Source organism: Streptomyces antibioticus (assembly GCF_002019855.1).
Classification (GTDB): domain Bacteria; phylum Actinomycetota; class Actinomycetes; order Streptomycetales; family Streptomycetaceae; genus Streptomyces; species Streptomyces antibioticus_B.
The window spans coordinates 6,992,579-7,010,832 of sequence record NZ_CM007717.1 but is presented as its reverse complement, the minus strand read 5'-3'; the positions used below and the strand labels follow the sequence as shown (position 1 = coordinate 7,010,832).

The following is an 18,254-nucleotide window of genomic DNA, read 5'->3' as shown; positions in this document are numbered from 1 at the left end:
AAGGGTTTCGACAGGGCTGGCACAACTCGGTCGCCCCTCTTGACGCACCAGTTCGGGTAGTTGAAGCATTCTGCGGCAAGAGAGCGCTCCCAACCCCCATCACCGTTCACTTCCTGAACCAGGAGAGCCGCCCATGCCCCACACCTCGTCGTCCGGCACCCCCTCGGTGCGCCGCAGGACCCTGCTCGCCGCCGGCGCCGCCGCCCCCGTCCTGGCCGGGCTGGCCGCCGCTCCGGCCGCCGCGAGCGCGCCCGGGAACGCCGCGGCGAACGCGCCGACGCGCGCACAGGCCGCCGTACCGCACGATCGCGGCCGCGGGAAGCCGCGCCCCCTCCCCGGTGGCGGCGACCTCGGCCCCAACGTCCTGGTCTTCGGCCCGTCCACCCCGGGCATCCAGGCGCGGCTGGACGAGGTGTTCCGCAGGCAGGAGTCGGACCAGTTCGGCACCGGCCGCTACGCGCTGCTCTTCCGGCCCGGGACGTACCACGGTCTCAACGCCCAACTGGGCTTCTACACCTCGATCATGGGCCTCGGCCTCTCCCCCGACGACACCACGATCCACGGGGACGTCACGGTCGACGCGGGCTGGTTCGGCGGCAACGCCACGCAGAACTTCTGGCGTTCGGCCGAGAACCTGGCGCTCGTGCCGGCGAACGGCACCAACCGGTGGGCGGTCGCCCAGGCCGCCCCGTTCCGCCGCATGCACATCCGCGGCAGCCTGGACCTCGCCCCGTCCGGCTATGGCTGGGCCAGCGGCGGCTACATCGCCGACAGCCGCGTGGACGGCCAGATCGGCCCGTACTCGCAGCAGCAGTGGTACACCCGGGACAGCGCCATCGGCGGCTGGACCAACGGCGTGTGGAACATGGTGTTCTCGGGCGTCGAGGGCGCCCCCGCGCAGACCTTCCCCGACCCGCCCTACACCACCCTGACCACCACGCCCGTCTCCCGCGAGAAGCCGTTCCTGTACGCCGAACGGCACGGCGCCCTCCGGGTCTTCCTGCCCGCCAAGCGCACCCGCGCACGCGGGGTGAGCTGGGGCAACGGCACCCCGCGCGGCACCTCCCTGCCCCTGTCCCGCTTCTACGTCGCGAAGCCCGGCGTCAGCGCCGCCACCCTCAACCGGGCGCTCGCGCAGGGCCTGCACCTGCTGCTGACCCCGGGCATCTACCACCTCGACCGGCCGATCCGGGTGACTCGCCCCGACACCGTCGTCCTCGGCCTCGGCTACGCCACCCTGATCCCGGACAACGGCGTCACCGCGCTGACCGTCGCCGACGTCGGCGGAGTCCGGCTCGCCGGGTTCCTCGTGGACGCCGGACCGGTCAACTCCCGGACCCTGCTGGAGATCGGACCGCGCGGCGCCCACCGCGACCACTCCGCCAACCCGACGACCGTGCAGGACGTGTTCGTCCGGATCGGCGGCGCGGGCCCCGGCAAGGCCACCACCAGCCTGGTCGTCAACAACCGGCACACCATCGTCGACCACACCTGGGTCTGGCGGGCCGACCACGGCGAGGGCGTCGGCTGGGAGACCAACCGGGCGGACTACGGCGTCGTCGTCAACGGCGACGACGTGCTTGCCACCGGCCTGTTCGTGGAGCACTTCAACAAGTACGACGTGCAGTGGTTCGGCCAGCGCGGCCGCACGATCTTCTTCCAGAACGAGAAGGCGTACGACGCCCCGAACCAGGCCGCGATCCGCAACGGCGCGCTCAAGGGCTACGCCGCCTACAAGGTCGGCGACCGGGTGACCAGCCACGAGGGCTGGGGGCTCGGCAGCTACTGCTACTACAACGTCGACCCGACGATCGTGCAGCACCACGGCTTCGCCGCCCCCGTCCGGCCGGGTGTGAAGTTCCACAACCTGCTGGTGGTGTCCCTCGGCGGCAACGGCCAGTACGAGGCCGTCATCAACGACACCGGCGCACCGACGTCCGGCACCTCCACGGTGCCGTCCACGGTGGTGTCGTACCCCTGAGAGCCGGGGGGAGGGGCGGACGGACCGCGAGTCCGTCCGCCCCTCCCCCCCTTCACAGCGCTACGGCGTCGCCGCCACGGCCGGTGCCGGGGCGTACCCCGTCGGGCGGGCCGTGAAGGTGCCGCGGCCCTGGGTGCGGCTGCGCAGCCGGGTCGCGTAACCGAACAGCTCGGCCAGCGGCACGGTGGCGGTGACCACCGCCGAACCGCCGCGCACGCCCGAGTCGGTGACCCGGCCGCGCCGTGCCGCGAGGTCGCCGAGGACCCCGCCGACGGCCTCCTCGGGCACGGTCACCGTGACCTCGACGACCGGCTCCAGCAGGACCATCGCGCAGTCCCGCAGCGCCTCACGGAGCGCGAACCGGCCCGCCGTGCGGAAGGCCATCTCCGAGGAGTCCTTCACATGGGTCGCCCCGTCGGTCAGGGTGACCCGCAGCCCGGTCACCGGGTGCCCGCCGAGGGGCCCTTCGGCGAGGGCGTCCCGGCAGCCGGCCTCGACGGCACGGACGTACTCCTGCGGGACCCGCCCGCCGACGACGGCCGACCGGAAGTCGAACCCCTCCTCCAGCGGCTCCACATCGAGCACGACATGCGCGAACTGGCCGGCCCCGCCGTCCTGTTTGACGTGCCGGAAGACCAGACCGGTCACGCCGCGCGCGACGGTCTCGCGGTAAGTGACCCTGGGACGGCCGACGTTGACCTCCAGTCCGAGGGTGCGGCGGATCTTCTCCACCGCGACCTCCAGATGCAGTTCACCCATGCCCGACAGGACCGTCTGACCGGTCTCCGCGTCGGTCCGCACCACCAGCGAGGGATCCTCCTCGGCCAGCCGGGCGAGCGCCGAGGCCAGCCGGTCGGTGTCGGTGCCGCGCACCGCCTCCACCGCCACGGAGACCACCGGGTCGGGGACACCGGGCGGTTCGAGGACGAGCGGCGCCCCCGGCGCGCAGAGGGTCGAACCGGCGCGGGCCGACTTCAGCCCGACGACGGCCACGATGTCCCCGGCGACCGCCCGCTCCAACTGGGCGTGCCGGTCGGCCTGGACGCGCAGGATCCGCCCGATGCGCTCGCCGCGCCGCGAACCGGACTCCCACACCGTGTCTCCCTTCTCGATCGTGCCCGAGTACACCCGCAGATAGGTGAGCCGGCCCGTCGGCGTGGCACTGACCTTGAAGGCCAGCGCGGCCAGCGGGGCCGCCGGATCGGCCGGCCGCTCCTGCTCGGCGCCCTCGTACGTGCCGCGCACGGCGGGCACGTCCAGCGGGGACGGCAGATAGGCCACGACGGCGTCGAGGAGCGGCTCGATCCCGCGGTTGCGGTACGCCGAGCCGCACAGCACGACCACACCGTCACCGGTGCGGGTCAGGTCGCGCAGGGCGGCCGCCAGCGTCGCCGCGGACAGGGGCTCCCGCTCGCAGAACTCCTCCAGCGCGGCCGGATGCCGCTCCGCGACGGCCTCCTCCAGCAGCCGGCGCCGCCGCGCGGCCTCCTCCCGCAACTCCTCCGGTACGACGCCCTCGACGGCGCCTTCCCCGTCGTCGCCCCAGATCAGCGCGCGCATCCGGAGCAGGTCGACGACACCGGTGAAGCCGTCCTCGGCACCGATCGGCACCTGGACGACCAGCGGGACCGGGTGGAGACGGTCCCGGATCGACGCCACGGCGGTGTCGAGGTCGGCGCCCGCGCGGTCCAGCTTGTTGACGAACGCGATCCTCGGTACGCCGTACCGGTCGGCCTGCCGCCACACGGACTCGCTCTGCGGTTCCACACCGGCGACCGCGTCGAACACCGCCACCGCGCCGTCGAGGACGCGCAGGGACCGCTCGACCTCGTCGGCGAAGTCGACGTGCCCGGGGGTGTCGATGAGGTTGACACGGTGACCCTCCCAGTCGCAGCTCACGGCCGCGGCGAAGATGGTGATGCCGCGGTCGCGTTCCTGCGGGTCGAAGTCGGTGATGGTGGTGCCGTCGTGGACCTCGCCGCGCTTGTGCGTGGTCCCGGTGGCGAACAGGATCCGCTCGGTGACGGTGGTCTTCCCCGCGTCGACGTGGGCGAGGATGCCCAGGTTGCGCACGGTGGCGAGATGACGGTCGAGGTGGTTGCGCACGGCCCTTGGCCTTTCGGGTGTTCCGGTGAACGGGCGGCGCGATTCTCCGGACGACCGCCGGGACCCGCGGCAGGCTGCAAGGGCACACGTCGGCAGATGACGAAGGTGCTGCGTTGCAGTGCGGAGCGCTCAGGCGGTCGTCAAGACTTCCAGTGCCGGCCGCGCAGCGGGCACCGGACGGCCCGAGACACGAGGATCACCTCGAAGCGGGCTCGGGAAGCGGCGGCAGCGGTGTGGTCACGCATGGCCGACTCCCCTCGTACGTCGTGGTGCCGCGCGGCCCTCTGTCGTGGGCGGCGCGTGATCTGCGGTGAGTGTAGAGGCGAACGGGGGTGCTTCGCACGGGATTTATTTGTAGAAGTGCCGGCGCACCCGCCGCAGCCATGCGTCGGCGGCCCGCTCGTCGGGCTGTTCGGGCAGGACGCTGCGGGTGGTGGCGAACTTCTCCTCGAAGTCCCGCAGCAGCGGCAGCGCGGACTCCGGGTCGGCGGCCGCCCGCTCGCCGAAGGCGTGGTAGCTCTCCGGGTCCTCCACTCGGATCTCCAGCCGGCCGGTGGCGTACAGCTCGTAGCCCTGGGTGCACAGCCTGCGCAGGTGCCGGGCGTGCTTGGCGGTGCGCTTGCGGGTGTCGGACGAGAAGCTGCCGTCGCCCCGGCTGCGCAGCTTGCGGAACTGCTGGGTGGCGTAGCCGAGATAGGCGTCCCGGACCCGGTGCGCGCTCGGCAGGGTCCCCCGGATCGCGATGAGTTCGTCGCCGAGCGGGGTGCGCACCTCGTACAACTCGTCGGGCAGCCAGACGAGTTCCATCACCGTCGGATTGCCGCCGAGGGCCAGCCGGCACCACTTGGCGGCCTCGTGCAGGGTGCGGTCGGGGGCCGTGCTGACGTGCGAGTCCTGGGGCCGGCGCAGGCCGTGCAGTTCCTCCGTGGGCGCGGCGAACATACCGAGCCGGTCCACGTCGGAGCCGGGACGGGCGAGGCCGTAGGCGGTCGAGCCGACGATGCCGGACAGCAGGATGTTGGTGACGGTCACAGGAGCCCCCGGTGGTGATGGACCCGCCCCCGCGAACGGGCGACGGACCGCCATGATGCCCCGCGGCACGGCCCCGCCACCTCAGATTTTCCGGCCGCAGCGTCATTCCCGGGGACAGCGCCATGTGACATATTACTGCTGTGACCAACGGATCCAGCGGTGACGTGGTGGTCGTCGGCGCGGGCATGGTGGGCGCCGCGTGTGCGCTGTACGCGGCGCGTGCCGGGCTCGACGTGATCCTGGTGGACCGGGGTCCGGTGACCGGAGGAACGACCGGGGCGGGCGAGGGCAACCTCCTCGTCTCCGACAAGGAACCGGGCCCCGAACTCCGACTGGCCCTGCTGTCCGGCCGGTTGTGGCGGGAGCTGGCCGAAGAGGTGCCCTCAGCCGAGAGGTTGGGCACGGCCGAAGCGCTGGGCGCGGCCTTCGAGTACGAGCCGAAGGGCGGCCTCGTCGTCGCCTCCGGTCCCGCCGAACTCGCCGCGCTCACCGGTCTGGCCGTCGGACAGCGCGCCGCCGGAGTGACCGCCGTCCCCGTCGGCGCCTCCGAACTCCACGATCTGGAGCCGTACTTGGCGCCCGGACTGGCGGGCGGGATGCTCTATCCCCAGGACGCCCAGGTGATGCCCACCCTCGCCGCGGCCCACCTCGTACGCGCCTCCGGGGCCCGGCTGGAGACCGGCCGCACGGTGACCGGAGTGCTGCGCGGCCCCGACGGTGCCGTGCGCGGGGTCCGCACCGACCGGGGTGACCTGCTCGCCCCGGCCGTGGTGAACGCGGCCGGCACCTGGGGCGGCGAGATCGCCGCGCTCGCCGGGGTCCGGCTGCCCGTACTCCCCCGCCGGGGCTTCGTACTGGTCACCGAACCGCTGCCGCGCCGGGTACGGCACAAGGTGTACGCCGCCGACTATGTGGCCGACGTGGCCAGCGACTCCGCCGCCCTCCAGACCTCGCCGGTCGTCGAGGGCACCGCCGCGGGTCCGGTCCTGATCGGCGCGAGCCGTGAACGGGTCGGCTTCGACCGCTCCTTCTCCCTGCCCGTCGTCCGCGCCCTCGCGGCCGGGGCGACGCGCCTGTTCCCCTTCCTCGCGGACGTGCGGGCGCTGCGCACCTACCTCGGGTTCCGCCCCTATCTGCCCGACCATCTCCCCGCCCTCGGCCCCGACCCGCGCGTGCCCGGCCTGTTCCACGCCTGCGGGCACGAGGGCGCGGGCATCGGGCTCGCCACCGGGACCGGCCTGCTGATCGCGCAGGCGCTGACCGGCAAGACCCCCGAGCTGGACCTCTTCCCGTTCCGCCCCGACCGCTTCGCCGAGGAGGCCGCCGAGTGAACCCTCTGGAAGCCGAGGAGGCCGCCCCATGAACCCCCTGGAAGCCGAGGAGGCCGCCCCATGAACCCCCTGGAACTGGCCCGCGCTCACCCCGAGGCGCCGTTCACCGTCCGGTTCGACGGGCGGGAGATCGAGGCGCTGCCCGGCCGGACGATCGCCGCCGTGCTGTGGTCGGCCGGGATCACGGCCTGGCGCGGCACCCGGGGCGAGGGGCAGCCGCGCGGGGTGTTCTGCGGGATCGGGGTCTGCTTCGACTGCCTGGTCACCGTGAACGACCGCCCTAACCAGCGGGCCTGCCTGACCCCCGCCACACCGGGCGCGGACATCAGAACGCAGGAAGGAACGGGCCACGATGACTGAGCGCGCCACCCTTCCCCCACCAACTCGCCCGGATCTCGCGGTGATCGGCGCCGGTCCGGCCGGGCTCGCAGCCACCCTGGCGGGGGCCGCGCGCGGTGTCCACGTGACGCTGATCGACTCCGCCCCGCAGCCCGGCGGCCAGTTCTACCGGCAGCCCGCCCCGGGACTCGGCGCCCGCCGCCCCCGGGCGCTGCACCACCGGTGGCGCACCTGGGAGCGGCTGCGCACCGGCCTCGACGCGCACCTCGCGGCGGGACGCGTGACGTTGCTGAGTGACCGTCATGTGTGGTGCGTGGAAAGGAACACCGACCCCTCGCCCGCCCCTTTCACCGTCCACGCGCTGCTCGGCCCCGCGCAGGACGAGTCCGTGGCGATCCGCGCCGATGGCGTGCTGCTGGCGACCGGTGCCTACGAGAAGGTGCTCCCCTTTCCCGGCTGGACCCTGCCGGGTGTGGTCACGGCGGGCGGCGCCCAGGCCCTGCTCAAGGGCGGACTCGTACTGCCGGGCCGTACGGCGGTGGTGGCCGGCACGGGCCCCCTGCTGCTGCCGGTCGCCACCGGCCTCGCCGCGGCGGGCGCCACCGTCGTCGCGCTGGTCGAGTCGGCCGCCCCGAAGGACTTCGCCCAGCGGGCCCGCGTCCTCGCGGCGGCACCGGACAAGCTCGCCGAAGGCGCCGGGTACGCGGCCCAACTCGTGCGCCACGGAGTCCCCTTGAAGCTGGGGCATACGGTGCTGGAGGCACACGGCGGCGAACGGCTGGAGTCCGTGACGGTCGCAGCCCTCGGCCCCGACGGCCGCCCGGTACCGGGCACCGCGCGCCGTCTGCCCTGCGACACCCTCGCCGTCGGACACGGGCTGCTGCCGCACACCGATCTCGCGGACGGGCTCGGCTGCCGGCTCGACGGACCCGCCGTGCACGTGGACGACGAACAGCGCACCGACGTCCCCGGCGTGTGGGCGGCCGGGGAGGCCACGGGCGTAGGCGGCGCGGTCCTGTCGCTGGCCGAGGGGCACATCGCGGGACGGTCGGCGGCGGCCCGGCTGCGCGGTGCGGTGCCGGACCCGGCGGAGTGGGCCCCGGCGGACCGGGCCCGGACCAGGTCACGGGCGTTCTTCGACGGACTCGACGGGGTGTACGCGCCCCCGGCCCGCTGGGCGGAGCTGGTCACCGACGAGACGGTGGTGTGCCGCTGCGAGGAGGTCACCGCGGGCGCGGTCCGGGAGGCCGTGGGCTCGCTCGGCGCCGGTGATCTGCGCACCGTGAAGCTGCTGACCCGGGCCGGGATGGGCTGGTGCCAGGGCCGGATGTGCGAGGCCGGGGTGGCGGGCGTCGCGGGCTGCGCGCCGGTTCCGGCCCGCCGCCTGCCGGCCCGCCCGGTCCCGCTGGGCGTGCTGGCCGCGCAGCCGGATCGACCGCCACCCCCACCGCCGGACCGATGAACTGCCCGGCGCGGACAGTCACCCCGAGATCGACATCAGTGCAATGTCACACACCATGCTCCCCCTCCCCTCAATCGCTCCAGGAGAGGCCCTCCATGACCACCACGCCTGACCCCCGCCCCTGGCGCGGCGTCCTCGTCGCCACCGCGCTCCCCCTGGACGACGACCTCGCCGTGGACTACGACCGGTACGCCGAACACTGCGCCTGGCTGGTGGCGAACGGCTGTGACGGCGTCGTACCGAACGGATCGCTGGGCGAGTACCAGGTCCTCACCCCCGAGGAACGGGCCCGGGTGGTGGAGACCGCCGTGGCGGCGGTCGGCGGGGACCGGGTGATGCCGGGCGTGGCCGCCTACGGTTCGGCGGAGGCGCGGCGCTGGGCCGAGCAGGCGCGCGAGGCCGGATGCGGGGCCGTCATGCTGCTGCCGCCCAACGCCTACCGTGCCGACGAGCGGGCGGTGGTGGCGCACTACGCGGAGGTCGCCGAGGCGGGCCTGCCGGTCGTGGCGTACAACAACCCGATCGACACCAAGGTGGATCTGGTGCCCGAGCTGCTGGCTCGGCTGCACGGCGAGGGGCTCGTGCAGGCCGTCAAGGAGTTCTCGGGGGACGTCCGGCGTGCCTACCGGATCGCCGAACTCGCCCCGGAACTGGATCTGTTGATCGGCGCCGACGACGTACTCGTGGAGCTGGCGGTGGCGGGTGCCAAGGGCTGGGTGTCCGGGTATCCCAACGCGCTGCCGAGGGCCTCGGTCGAGCTGTACCGGTCTGCGGTCGCCGGGGATCTCGCCGCCGCGCTGCCGCTGTACCGGCGGCTGCATCCGCTGCTGCGTTGGGACTCGCGTGTCGAGTTCGTGCAGGCGATCAAGTTGTCGATGGACATCGTGGGCCGGCCCGGCGGGCGTTGCCGGCCGCCCCGGGTCCCGCTGACGCCGGAACAGGAAGCGGCCGTGCGCGAGGCCACCGAGCAGGCCGTCGCAGCGGGCCTGGCGTGACCGTGACCTTTTGACCACCCACCGGAGAGGGGACCTTGATGCGCAGCACACTCGTCCTGCACGCCGTCGACTCGCACACCGAGGGCATGCCCACCCGGGTGATCACCGGCGGGATCGGCACCATTCCGGGTGCCACGATGAACGAACGGCGGCTGTACTTCCGCGAACACCGTGACGACGTGAAGCAGTTGCTGATGAACGAGCCGCGCGGGCACGCGGCGATGAGCGGTGCGATCCTTCAGCCGCCGACCCGGCCTGACTGTGACTTCGGGGTCGTGTACATCGAGGTCTCCGGCTATCTCCCGATGTGCGGGCACGGCACGATCGGGGTGGCGACGGTCCTGGTGGAGACGGGGATGGTGGAGGTCGTGGAGCCGGTCACCACGATCCGGCTGGACACACCGGCGGGGTTGGTGGTCGCCGAGGTGGCCGTCGAGGACGGCGCCGCCCGGTCCGTCACCCTGCGCAACGTGCCGTCGTTCGTGGTCGGTCTGGACCGTGAGGCCACTCTGCCCGACGGCCGGACGGTGCGGTACGACCTGGCGTTCGGCGGGAACTTCTACGCGATCGTGCCGCTGGCGGAGTTCGGGCTGCCCTTCGATCGTGCCCGCAAGGACGACATCCTGCGGGCCGGGCTGTCCCTGATGGAGGCGGTGAACTCGGCGGGCGGGCCGGTGCATCCGGAGGATCCGTCGATCCGCGGCTGCCACCACGTCCATCTGACCGCGCCCGGCTCGACCGCCCGGCATTCCCGGCACGCGATGGCCATCCACCCCGGCTGGTTCGACCGGTCGCCCTGCGGCACCGGGACGAGCGCGCGCATGGCGCAACTGCACGCGCGAGGTGAACTCCCCCTGCACACCGAGTTCGTGAACGAGTCCTTCATCGGCACCTCGTTCACGGGACGGCTGCTCGGGACGACCGAGGTTGCGGGGCGTCCCGCGGTGCTGCCGAGCATCACCGGCCGTGCGTGGATCACCGGCACCGCGCAGTACCTGCTGGACCCGACGGACCCGTTCCCGGCGGGGTTCACGCTCTGAGAACACCCACGCCCACGCCACCGTAGATAATGGCGATACGTGACATGCCACCGAGGAGCCCCCGCATGACCGCCCCGCCCCCCAGCAGCCGGACGCCCGCCGCGTCCGGGACGCCGGGACCCGCCCTGCCGGTGCTCGGCGGCCGGCGCAGCAGTTACCGCGAGCGGGTCGCCGACGCGCTGCGGGCCGCGCTGATCGCGGGTGAACTGCGGCCCGGTGAGGTGTACTCGGCGCCGACGCTGGCCGCCCGGTTCGGCGTCTCGGCGACGCCGGTGCGGGAGGCGATGCTGGACCTGGCGAAGGAGGGGCTGGTCGACGCGGTCCCCAACAAGGGCTTCCGGGTCACGGAGGTCTCCGACCGGCAGCTCGACGAGTACACGCACGTCCGCGCGCTCATCGAGATCCCGACGGTGGTGGCGCTGGCCACGACCGCCGATCCGGTGTCGCTGGAGGCGTTGCGCCCGGCGGCCCGGGAGATCGTCGCCGCCGCGGTGGCGGGTGATCTGATCGCCTATGTCGAGGCGGACACCCGCTTCCACCTGGGCCTGCTGGCGCTGGCCGGGAACGGTCATCTCGTGGAGGTAGTACGGGGGTTGCGCGGCCGGGCCCGTCTCTACGGTCTCACCGCGCTGTCCGCGTCCGGCCGGCTGCTGGCGTCCGCCCAGGAGCATCTGGAGCTTCTGGACGCCCTGTCGGCGCGCGACGAGCGGGCCGTGCGGGAGATCATGACCCGGCATCTGGGCCATGTACGCGGCCTGTGGGCCTCCGCCACACCCGAGTGACCGGGTCGGCATCCGTGCCGTCCGTCTGTGATCCTTGTCGCCGTCGGCCGAGGAGTGGCGGGTGCGCCACATGGGCAGTCAACTGCGGGTCGGCGAAAGGATGGTGTCTTTCCTGTGGGGGAAGCCGTGCGTGTGTGTCTCATCGGTGCCGGGCTGTCGGGGCTCGCGGCGGCGCATGCCCTGAAGTCGGCGGGGGTCGGTTTCGTCTGCCTGGAGCGGTCTCCCGACGTCGGCGGCATCTGGCGTCGGCCCGGGGCGGGCGAGCGCGGCCCCGGCTATCTGTCGCTGCATCTCAACACCGCCAAGCAGCTCACGGGTTACTCCGACCACCCGATGCCGGCGTCGTACCCGCTCTTTCCCCGGCACAGCCAGTTCGCCGCCTATCTGCGCTCCTTCGCCGAGTGGGCGGGGCTCCTGGGCCATGTGGAGTTCGAGACGACCGTCGAGTCCGTACGGCAGGAGGCCGACGGTTCGTGGACCGTCGTCAGCCGGGACGCCCGCGGTGCCCGCACCTCCCGGAGTTTCTCCCAGGTGATCGTCGCCTCGGGGCACAACACGGAACCGTCGCTGCCCGCGCCCGCACCCGGTTCCGACACCTTCGAAGGAAGGATTCTCCACGCCCTGGACTACCACGACGGCAGCGACTTCGCGGGTCAGCGGGTGGTCGTCGTGGGGCTCGGCGCCTCGGCCGTGGACATCGCAGCCGATCTCTCCCGGCACGCGGCGGAGACGGTCCTCTCGGTGCGCCGGGGTCTGCATGTGCTGCCCAAGCAGTTGTTCGGCATGGCTCTGGACGAGATCGCGGAGGCCTCCTGGTGGACGGCCATGTCGCTGGAGGAGCAGCGCCGGTTCGTCGCGCAGGCCCTGCTCGTGGCACGGGGCAGGCTCGCCGACTACGGTCTGCCCGAGCCCGATCACCCGCTCTTCGCCTCCGCCGTCACCATCTCGGACGAGATCCTCAGCCGTATCCGGCACGGAGCGATCGCTCCGAAGCCCGCGATCGAGTTCCTGGCCGGCGAGCGGGTGGTGTTCACCGACGGCACGTCCGTGCGGGCCGACGCGATCGTCTACTGCACCGGGTACCGGATGGACTTCCCGTTCCTGCCTCAGGGCTGCCCGGTGAGCCGTCAGGGGGCGGTCGAGCTGTACAAGCGGGTGGTCGCCCCGGACCGCCCCGGCTTGTTCTTCGTGGGGCTGGTCCGGCCGTTGGGATCCATCACCCGGCTCGTCGAGGCGCAGTCGCGCTGGATCGCCCGGCTGATCACCGGTGAGTCGACGCTGCCGGAGCCGGAGGTCATGCACAAGGAGGTCGCCGGCTATCTGAGCGGCATCGCCGGGCAGTACGGGCAGCTCCAGGGCGCGTCGATCCAGGTCAACGTGGCGCCGTATCTGGAGGAACTGGCCGCGGAGTGAGGGCCCGGCGGGGGCCCGGGAGCGAGGGGAGCGGTCCGGCGACGTCGGCGTACGGCTCCCCTGCTCTTCGGAGCTAACGGCCAGGCACCGCGGCCGCGTTCTGCCGTGGGGCGACCGGTGGGCGGACGTGGTAGGCCTCGGAGGAGACGTACGCGGTCAGCCGGGGCGGACGTCCCGTCTGGTGGGCCAGGGCGAGGTAGGCGATGAGCCCGACGCCGTCCTCGGGGCGGCGCGAGGTGACGGCGGACAGGGCCCGCCACAGTGCGGCGGTGTCCATGCCGTAGCGGTCGAGCAGGGTCGTCGCCCTCGCCAGTGCCTCACCGTCGTGCCGGGCGTACCCGCGCACCGGCACGTGGATCGTGAAGCCGCTGGGTTTCGTCGTCTTCGTCTCGGTGAAGGCGTGGCAGGTGAGGGCGGGGCGTCCGGTGAGACGGTCGTCGGGCGCGCCGTAGCCGCCGAAGCCACCGGGGTGCCGTCCGGACGCGGTGCGGAAGAACGCCTCGATCTCGGCCGCTCCCGGTCCGGCGTCCATGCGGGACAGGCCCGACGCCTCCTCGGCGGAGAGGTTGTCGTGCCGTGCGTACACCTTCACCCGGGGGGTGTCCCAGTCACCGAGATCCAGAGCTAAAAAGGGGTAGCCGTCGGCGGGGGGCAGCGCGTCGAACGCCTTGTGGTGTCCGAGGCGGCGCAGGGCTTCCCATACGGTCCGGGCTGAGCGCTTGGCGCCGTTCGCGGCCGGGTTCAGATACGCCTTGAGCTTGGGCACCCCGCCGGGTACCAGTTCCAGCGCGCACCACAGGGCGAGGGGGCCCTCCGGGGAGGCCGGGAAGAACAGGTCCTCCAGCTTGTCCAGCGGGTCCGTGTCGAAGTGCCAGCGCCGGGCCATCTTGCGGATCACCCGCAGTCCCACGCGGCCGTTGCGGCGCAGGCTGTCCGTCGCGGACCCGGGATCCACGAGGACACGCAGCGAGGGCGACGCGTCGGGCAGGAAGGACAGTGAGAACTCGACCGGCGTGTGGTCGTCCGAGAGAAACGTGCACGAGGGCGGCGGGAGGTCGAGCGGCCGGTCGGCCGCGGGTCCCAGGGCCTTGAGCAGGACGCCCGCGTACGTCTCGGCGTCGGCGGGGCCGAGACCCGCGACGGGGCAGAGTCGCGTGAGCTGACTTGTCGTCAGGGAGCCGAGCGTGGGGACTTCACGGGGGCGGTGGACGCGTGGGAGGGTCACCGGGCCTCCCCCGTCGCGCCGGGAGCAAGAAGATACCCGCCTCGTGGGGCGGGTACGTTCTTGCCTGCGGGCCTGTGGAGTTGGGCTCTGGAGGAGGGGGCGGCGGCGCGCCCCTCGGTTATGTGCGGCCCGGACGGGGGCCGTGCGGCGGGATGCAGGGCGTGAGTGGCGTCGTCGGACATGCGTTTCATCATCCACGACACCTCCTTCTTACTCGTGAGCAACGCGGATACCGCGTTGCTCACTACCCCTGCGATTGAACCTTCATGCAATTGCGTGGAGGCGCGTGGATGTTGTGTGAATCACCTCGTCAGCCAGGTGAGGAACTTGCTCCAGACACCTGCCTGTTCGGGCCTGCGGCCGGGGGCGACGGGCTCGGGGGCGGCCTGCGCCTGGGCGCCGCTCTGCCGGCCGGGCCCCCTCGCCGGCGCGACCGGGGTGAAGCGGGCGGGAAGGGTGACGAGGCCGCGGCTGAAGGGGCCCGGACGCCACGTCAGGCTGTCCTCGGGAACCGTGATCTCCACGTCGGGCAGCCGGTTGAGGAGGTTCTCGATGGCGGTCACGGCGATGTGGCGCGCCGGGTCCTTCGAGGGGCAGGCGTGCGGACCGGCGCTCCACGCCAGGTGCGCCCGGTTGCTGCCCGCCTTGCGGGCCGCCGACAGGGCGGGACCGGTGTTGGCGGCCGCGAAGCTGATCAGCAGCAGGTCGCCCGCGGCGAACTTCTGGCCGGCGAACTCCACGTCGGACACGGGGTAGTGGGGCGCGTAGTTCGTCATCGGCGGGTTTTCCCACAGCGTGTCGTCCATGGCCTCCTCGATCAGTCCGCCCTCGTGGGCGTACCGGTCGTGGGTGAGGATGCGATGGAGGGTGTTGCCGATGAGGTTGACCAGGGCCTCGGCGCCGGCGCCCAGCAGCAGCGAGAGCTGATGGACCATCTCCTCGTCCGACAGCCCGGCGTGATGCTGCATCAGCCAGCTCGTGACGTCGTCGCCGGGCCGCTGCCGCTTGAGGGCGACCAGTTCGCCGACGGCCTGGAACAGCACCTCGGTGGCCTTCTCGGCGTTGACGCCGTCGAACATGCCGGAGATGCCGAAGAAGACTCGGTCGCCGATGTCGGCGGTGCACCCGAACAGCTCGTTGAAGACGAACAGCGGGAGCTGCCGGGCGTAGTTGCCGATCAGGTCGGCCGAACCACGCTCGCTGAACTGGGCGATGAGGAAGTCTGAGATGCGCTCGGTGCTGTGGCTGAGCCGCAGCGAGTCCACGCGGGCGAAGCTGTCCGTGATGGCCTGACGCAGCCTCAGGTGGTCGGCGCCGTCGGTGAACATGCAGTTGGGCCGGTAGGCCAGCAGCGGCAGGACCGGGCTGTCCGGCGCGATACGGCCCTCGTTGAGGTCCCGCCACCGGCGGGCGTCCTTGCGGAACGTGCCGGAGTCCTGAAGGAGTTGGAGCGCCGTCGCGTAGTCGGTGACGAGGGTGGCGTCGACTCCGGGGGCCAGCTCGACGGGGGCGGTCGGCCCGTGGTGGCGCAGATAGGAGTAGTAGGCCTCGGGGTCGGCCGCGAACTCCGGTCCGTACAGGGGCACTCTGCCGCCGGGCTGGTGCGCCGGGCACCCCGGCGGGGGTACCGGGGCGGTGGGTTGGTCCATGGTCGCTCCTAGTGTGCGCGGTCCTGCAGGTGACGGACGAGGGTGATCAGCGCTTCGGCCGAGGACCGCTCGTCGCGTGCGTCGCAGGTGACGACGGGGGTGTCGTCGAGCAGGTCCAGTGCCTCGCGCAGGGCCATCTCGTCGCGCAGCGGCGAGCCGTCGAAGTGGTTGACGGCGATGGCGTAGTCGAGTCCGTACTGCTCGATCAGATCGATCACGGCGAAGGAGTCCGCGAGTCGTTCGGGGTCGACCAGCACGAGCGCGCCGAGCGCGCCGCGTGCCATGTCCTCCCACATCTGTACGAAGCGCTGCTGGCCCGGCGTTCCGAACAGGTAGAGCACGACGCGGTCGCTGATCGTCAGCCGGCCGAAGTCCATGGCGACCGTGGTGGTGGTCTTGCCCTGGACTCCCTTGAGGTCGTCGACGGACTCGGCGGCCCGGGTCATCGTCTCCTCGGTGGTCAGCGGCTGGATCTCGGAGATCGCGCCGATGAACGTGGTCTTGCCCACCGCGAAGTGGCCGACCACGAGGATCTTGACCGCCGTCTGGGTCGCGCCCTCACGGACGTAGTCGTGCTCATCCAAACTTGGCCCTGAGACCATTCAGCACCTCCTCCAGGATCTCCCTGTCGGCGAGCGGGGCCCGCTGGACGGGCGGGCGGGTGACGAGGTAGCCGCCCTCGGTCAGGGCGGCGAGGAGGATCTTCACGACACCGAGGGGCAGTTGGGTGTGCCCCGCGATCTCGGCGACCGAGAGGTAGCCGGCCGCGCACAGGTCGAGCAGGCTCTGTTCCTCGGGGGACAGCCGGGTGGGCCGCTGCTGATGGTCGGCGGCGGCCGTGACCAGCGTGATGAGGGAGAGCTGCTCCTCGTCGGGCAGTCCGCGGCCCTTGGTGATGACGTACGGACGCACTAACTCCGGTGTCTGTGACTCCAGTTCGCCGAATCCCGTCATGACCGGGCGCCGAGGTTCTCGCGCGGCGGCGTGGTCAGCGCCTTGCCGAGCTGGCCGACGAGCTGCTGCATGCGGAAGGTGATGTCCTGCATGTCGACCTCCGGCGACGCCGAGACGCCGAGGTAGGCGCCCTCGCCGGCGGATATCAGGAAGACCCAGCCGCCGTCGAACTCGACGAGCGTCTGGCGCCATTTCTGGCTGCCGTCCTCGCAGAAGAAGGCGAGCGAGCGGCTGAGCGACTGCACGCCGCTCATCGCCGCGGCCACCCGGTCCGCGTCGTCCTTGCCGAAGTCCTGGGTCCGTGCCATCAGCAGGCCGTCGGCGGAGATCAGGACGGCGTGCAGGGCCCCGGGAATCTCCAGGGCGCTGTCAAGCATCCATGACAGGTCGTCGTTCACGAGAACTCATGCCCTTCGCTGCTCGTACCACGGGTGCTGCTCGACTGTTCCGGCTCCGGCTGGACGGCCCGGCCCGACCGGGTGCCGCGCTGGAAGGCGCCCATGATGGCGGCCGTCTCCGCACCGGAGCGGCCGGCGGTCGCGGGGCCCGCCGAGGGCGTGCCCGGCACGATCGCCATGGGCCGCTTGCGGCGGCGTTTCGGCAGGCCGTCGGAGGTGGTCATGGGCACCGCGGCCTCGGGTCCACCGCCTCGGGCCTGGGGGGCGGCGGCGGGGACGACCGGGGCCGGCTCCTTCTGCTCGGGAGCGCTGGTGAGCAGGTCGTGGGGCAGGAGCAGGACGGCGCGGACACCTCCGTAGGGGGAGCTGGAGTCCACGGACACCTCGAAGCCGAAGCGTTCGCTGAGGACGCCGATCACCGCGAAGCCGAACTGCGGCGGATTGCCGAGCGCGGAGACGCCGGAGACGCGGTCGCTGGTCAGCAGTCTTTCGGCGCGGGCCCGCTCCTCGTCGTTCATACCGACACCCGCGTCGTCGACGACGATACAGATTCCCTTGGGCACGGTACGAATGTTGATTTCGACAACAGTATCGGGGCTGGAATAACTCGTGGCGTTGTCGAGCAGTTCCGCGAGGGCCAGCGCCACGGGTTCCACGGCACGGCTGGTGATACCGAAGTCCACCTGCGAGAGAATTTCCACCCGCCGGTAGTGGCGGACTCTTCCCTGGGCGCTGCGCACCACGTCGTAGACCGATGCGACATCGCGCTGACGTCCCAGCCAGCCGTCGCAGAGCACGGCGATGGACTGGGCGCGGCGACCGAACTGGGAGTTGGTGTGGTCGATCTCCAGAAGGTCCTGGAGGATCACCGACTCGCCGTATTTGTTCTGGAGCCGGGAAACGATCAACTGCTGTTCCGCGGCGAGGCCCTGGAGTGTCCGCATCGCGGACTTCAGGACCGTTTTCGTAGCCTCGTCGGCTCTTTCCTGGGCTGCCTCGACGGATTTCGCGTACCCGTTCTCCAGCTCGATGTGCCGAGCCCGGAGATCTGCGAACTCCTGCCTTAACGTCCGCGCCGCCCTGCGCTGGCGAACTATGAGGGCGACGGAGACGAGTACGGCGACGAGGAGAGCCCAGAGTACCGGGTTCTGTATGTAATCAGTCATAAGACTCTCTTCAGGCGACTGACGGCCAGTTGCTGAATTCCCGTCAAATGCGGGTGGACCGGCGGACCGCCCGCACCGGGTTGCCGCCCGGACTGTCCCCGTAGTCGGAGATGTCGTCTTGCACCCATCCGCCCGCTCTACAAGCGAGCGTGATCGTATCACCACAAGAACGGGCCACCGACCGTCAATATGCGGACTATGGTGAACTTTGACGATGCGTCAGCGGCTGCGGTGAGCAGATCCGGGACAACGTCCCAGAAGCAGGCGGCAGGGCAACCGATAAACCGCCTTCCGGCAATTTCGGGCGGCAACGGGCGGCAAGGGGCGACAACCGAGCAATTGCTCCGTACCGGCGCCGGGAACGACAGAACCCGCATCCGG

16 protein-coding genes are annotated in these 18,254 nt (G+C 71.9%); 8 read left to right on the top strand and 8 right to left on the bottom strand.

Annotated elements, in window-relative coordinates:
- Positions 1–133 precede the first annotated feature (133 nt).
- Entirely contained in the window at positions 134–1,981 is a 1,848-nt protein-coding gene (locus AFM16_RS31655) for a pectate lyase-like domain-containing protein (protein WP_078635877.1), read from the top strand.
- Between the two features lie 60 nt (positions 1,982–2,041).
- Here the strand turns inward: AFM16_RS31655 and fusA are convergent, their stop codons facing one another.
- Positions 2,042–4,087 carry an elongation factor G gene (gene fusA / locus AFM16_RS31650; RefSeq protein WP_078635875.1) on the bottom strand — a complete coding sequence of 682 codons (2,046 nt, stop codon included), beginning with the start codon at positions 4,085–4,087 and terminating at the stop codon, positions 2,042–2,044.
- Between the two features lie 348 nt (positions 4,088–4,435).
- Complete coding sequence (locus tag AFM16_RS31645) at positions 4,436–5,119, bottom strand: nucleotidyltransferase domain-containing protein (RefSeq protein WP_078635873.1); 684 nt, start codon at positions 5,117–5,119, stop codon at positions 4,436–4,438.
- A 140-nt stretch (positions 5,120–5,259) separates the two neighbouring features.
- Between AFM16_RS31645 and AFM16_RS31640 the strand changes: the two genes are divergently transcribed.
- The 7 genes from AFM16_RS31640 to AFM16_RS31610 all read left to right on the top strand — a co-directional run bounded on the left by AFM16_RS31640 (position 5,260) and on the right by AFM16_RS31610 (position 12,481).
- The gene (locus AFM16_RS31640; RefSeq protein ID WP_078635871.1) at positions 5,260–6,450 is read left to right on the top strand and encodes an NAD(P)/FAD-dependent oxidoreductase; all 1,191 of its coding nucleotides are present in this window, start codon (positions 5,260–5,262) and stop codon (positions 6,448–6,450) included.
- A gap of 60 nt (positions 6,451–6,510) precedes the next feature.
- Positions 6,511–6,810 carry a (2Fe-2S)-binding protein gene (locus tag AFM16_RS31635; protein ID WP_078635869.1) on the top strand — a complete coding sequence of 100 codons (300 nt, stop codon included), beginning with the start codon at positions 6,511–6,513 and terminating at the stop codon, positions 6,808–6,810.
- On the top strand, positions 6,803–8,251 hold the full coding sequence (locus AFM16_RS31630) for an NAD(P)/FAD-dependent oxidoreductase (RefSeq protein ID WP_078635867.1): 1,449 nt from the start codon (positions 6,803–6,805) through the stop codon (positions 8,249–8,251). Before AFM16_RS31635 ends, AFM16_RS31630 begins: the two co-directional genes overlap by 8 nt.
- Before the next feature lie 95 nt (positions 8,252–8,346).
- A complete protein-coding gene (locus AFM16_RS31625) occupies positions 8,347–9,246 on the top strand; it encodes a dihydrodipicolinate synthase family protein (protein WP_078635865.1) in 900 nt (299 codons plus the stop codon).
- Positions 9,247–9,284: 38 nt separating this feature from the next.
- Positions 9,285–10,286 carry a proline racemase family protein gene (locus AFM16_RS31620; RefSeq protein WP_078635863.1) on the top strand — a complete coding sequence of 334 codons (1,002 nt, stop codon included), beginning with the start codon at positions 9,285–9,287 and terminating at the stop codon, positions 10,284–10,286.
- 65 nt (positions 10,287–10,351) lie between these two features.
- The gene (locus AFM16_RS31615) at positions 10,352–11,068 is read left to right on the top strand and encodes a GntR family transcriptional regulator (protein ID WP_078635861.1); all 717 of its coding nucleotides are present in this window, start codon (positions 10,352–10,354) and stop codon (positions 11,066–11,068) included.
- 126 nt (positions 11,069–11,194) lie between these two features.
- Entirely contained in the window at positions 11,195–12,481 is a 1,287-nt protein-coding gene (locus AFM16_RS31610) for a flavin-containing monooxygenase (protein ID WP_078637152.1), read from the top strand.
- 73 nt (positions 12,482–12,554) lie between these two features.
- Here AFM16_RS31610 and AFM16_RS31605 read toward each other — a convergent pair whose 3' ends face one another.
- The 6 genes from AFM16_RS31605 to AFM16_RS31580 all read right to left on the bottom strand — a co-directional run bounded on the left by AFM16_RS31605 (position 12,555) and on the right by AFM16_RS31580 (position 17,873).
- Complete coding sequence (locus AFM16_RS31605; protein ID WP_078635859.1) at positions 12,555–13,706, bottom strand: tryptophan dimethylallyltransferase family protein; 1,152 nt, start codon at positions 13,704–13,706, stop codon at positions 12,555–12,557.
- Positions 13,707–14,008: 302 nt separating this feature from the next.
- On the bottom strand, positions 14,009–15,355 hold the full coding sequence (locus AFM16_RS31600) for a cytochrome P450 (protein ID WP_078635856.1): 1,347 nt from the start codon (positions 15,353–15,355) through the stop codon (positions 14,009–14,011).
- An 8-nt stretch (positions 15,356–15,363) separates the two neighbouring features.
- A complete protein-coding gene (locus AFM16_RS31595; RefSeq protein WP_030789330.1) occupies positions 15,364–15,957 on the bottom strand; it encodes a GTP-binding protein in 594 nt (197 codons plus the stop codon).
- Entirely contained in the window at positions 15,932–16,309 is a 378-nt protein-coding gene (locus AFM16_RS31590) for a DUF742 domain-containing protein (RefSeq protein ID WP_030789328.1), read from the bottom strand. The genes AFM16_RS31595 and AFM16_RS31590 overlap by 26 nt, the downstream gene beginning before the upstream one ends.
- Positions 16,306–16,707 (bottom strand): roadblock/LC7 domain-containing protein, encoded by a 402-nt coding sequence (locus AFM16_RS31585; RefSeq protein ID WP_030789326.1) that lies wholly within the window; start codon positions 16,705–16,707, stop codon positions 16,306–16,308. Before AFM16_RS31585 ends, AFM16_RS31590 begins: the two co-directional genes overlap by 4 nt.
- Positions 16,704–17,873, bottom strand: coding sequence for an ATP-binding protein (locus AFM16_RS31580; RefSeq protein WP_030789324.1), 1,170 nt, complete (start codon positions 17,871–17,873; stop codon positions 16,704–16,706). The genes AFM16_RS31585 and AFM16_RS31580 overlap by 4 nt, the downstream gene beginning before the upstream one ends.
- Positions 17,874–18,254: the final 381 nt, after the last annotated feature.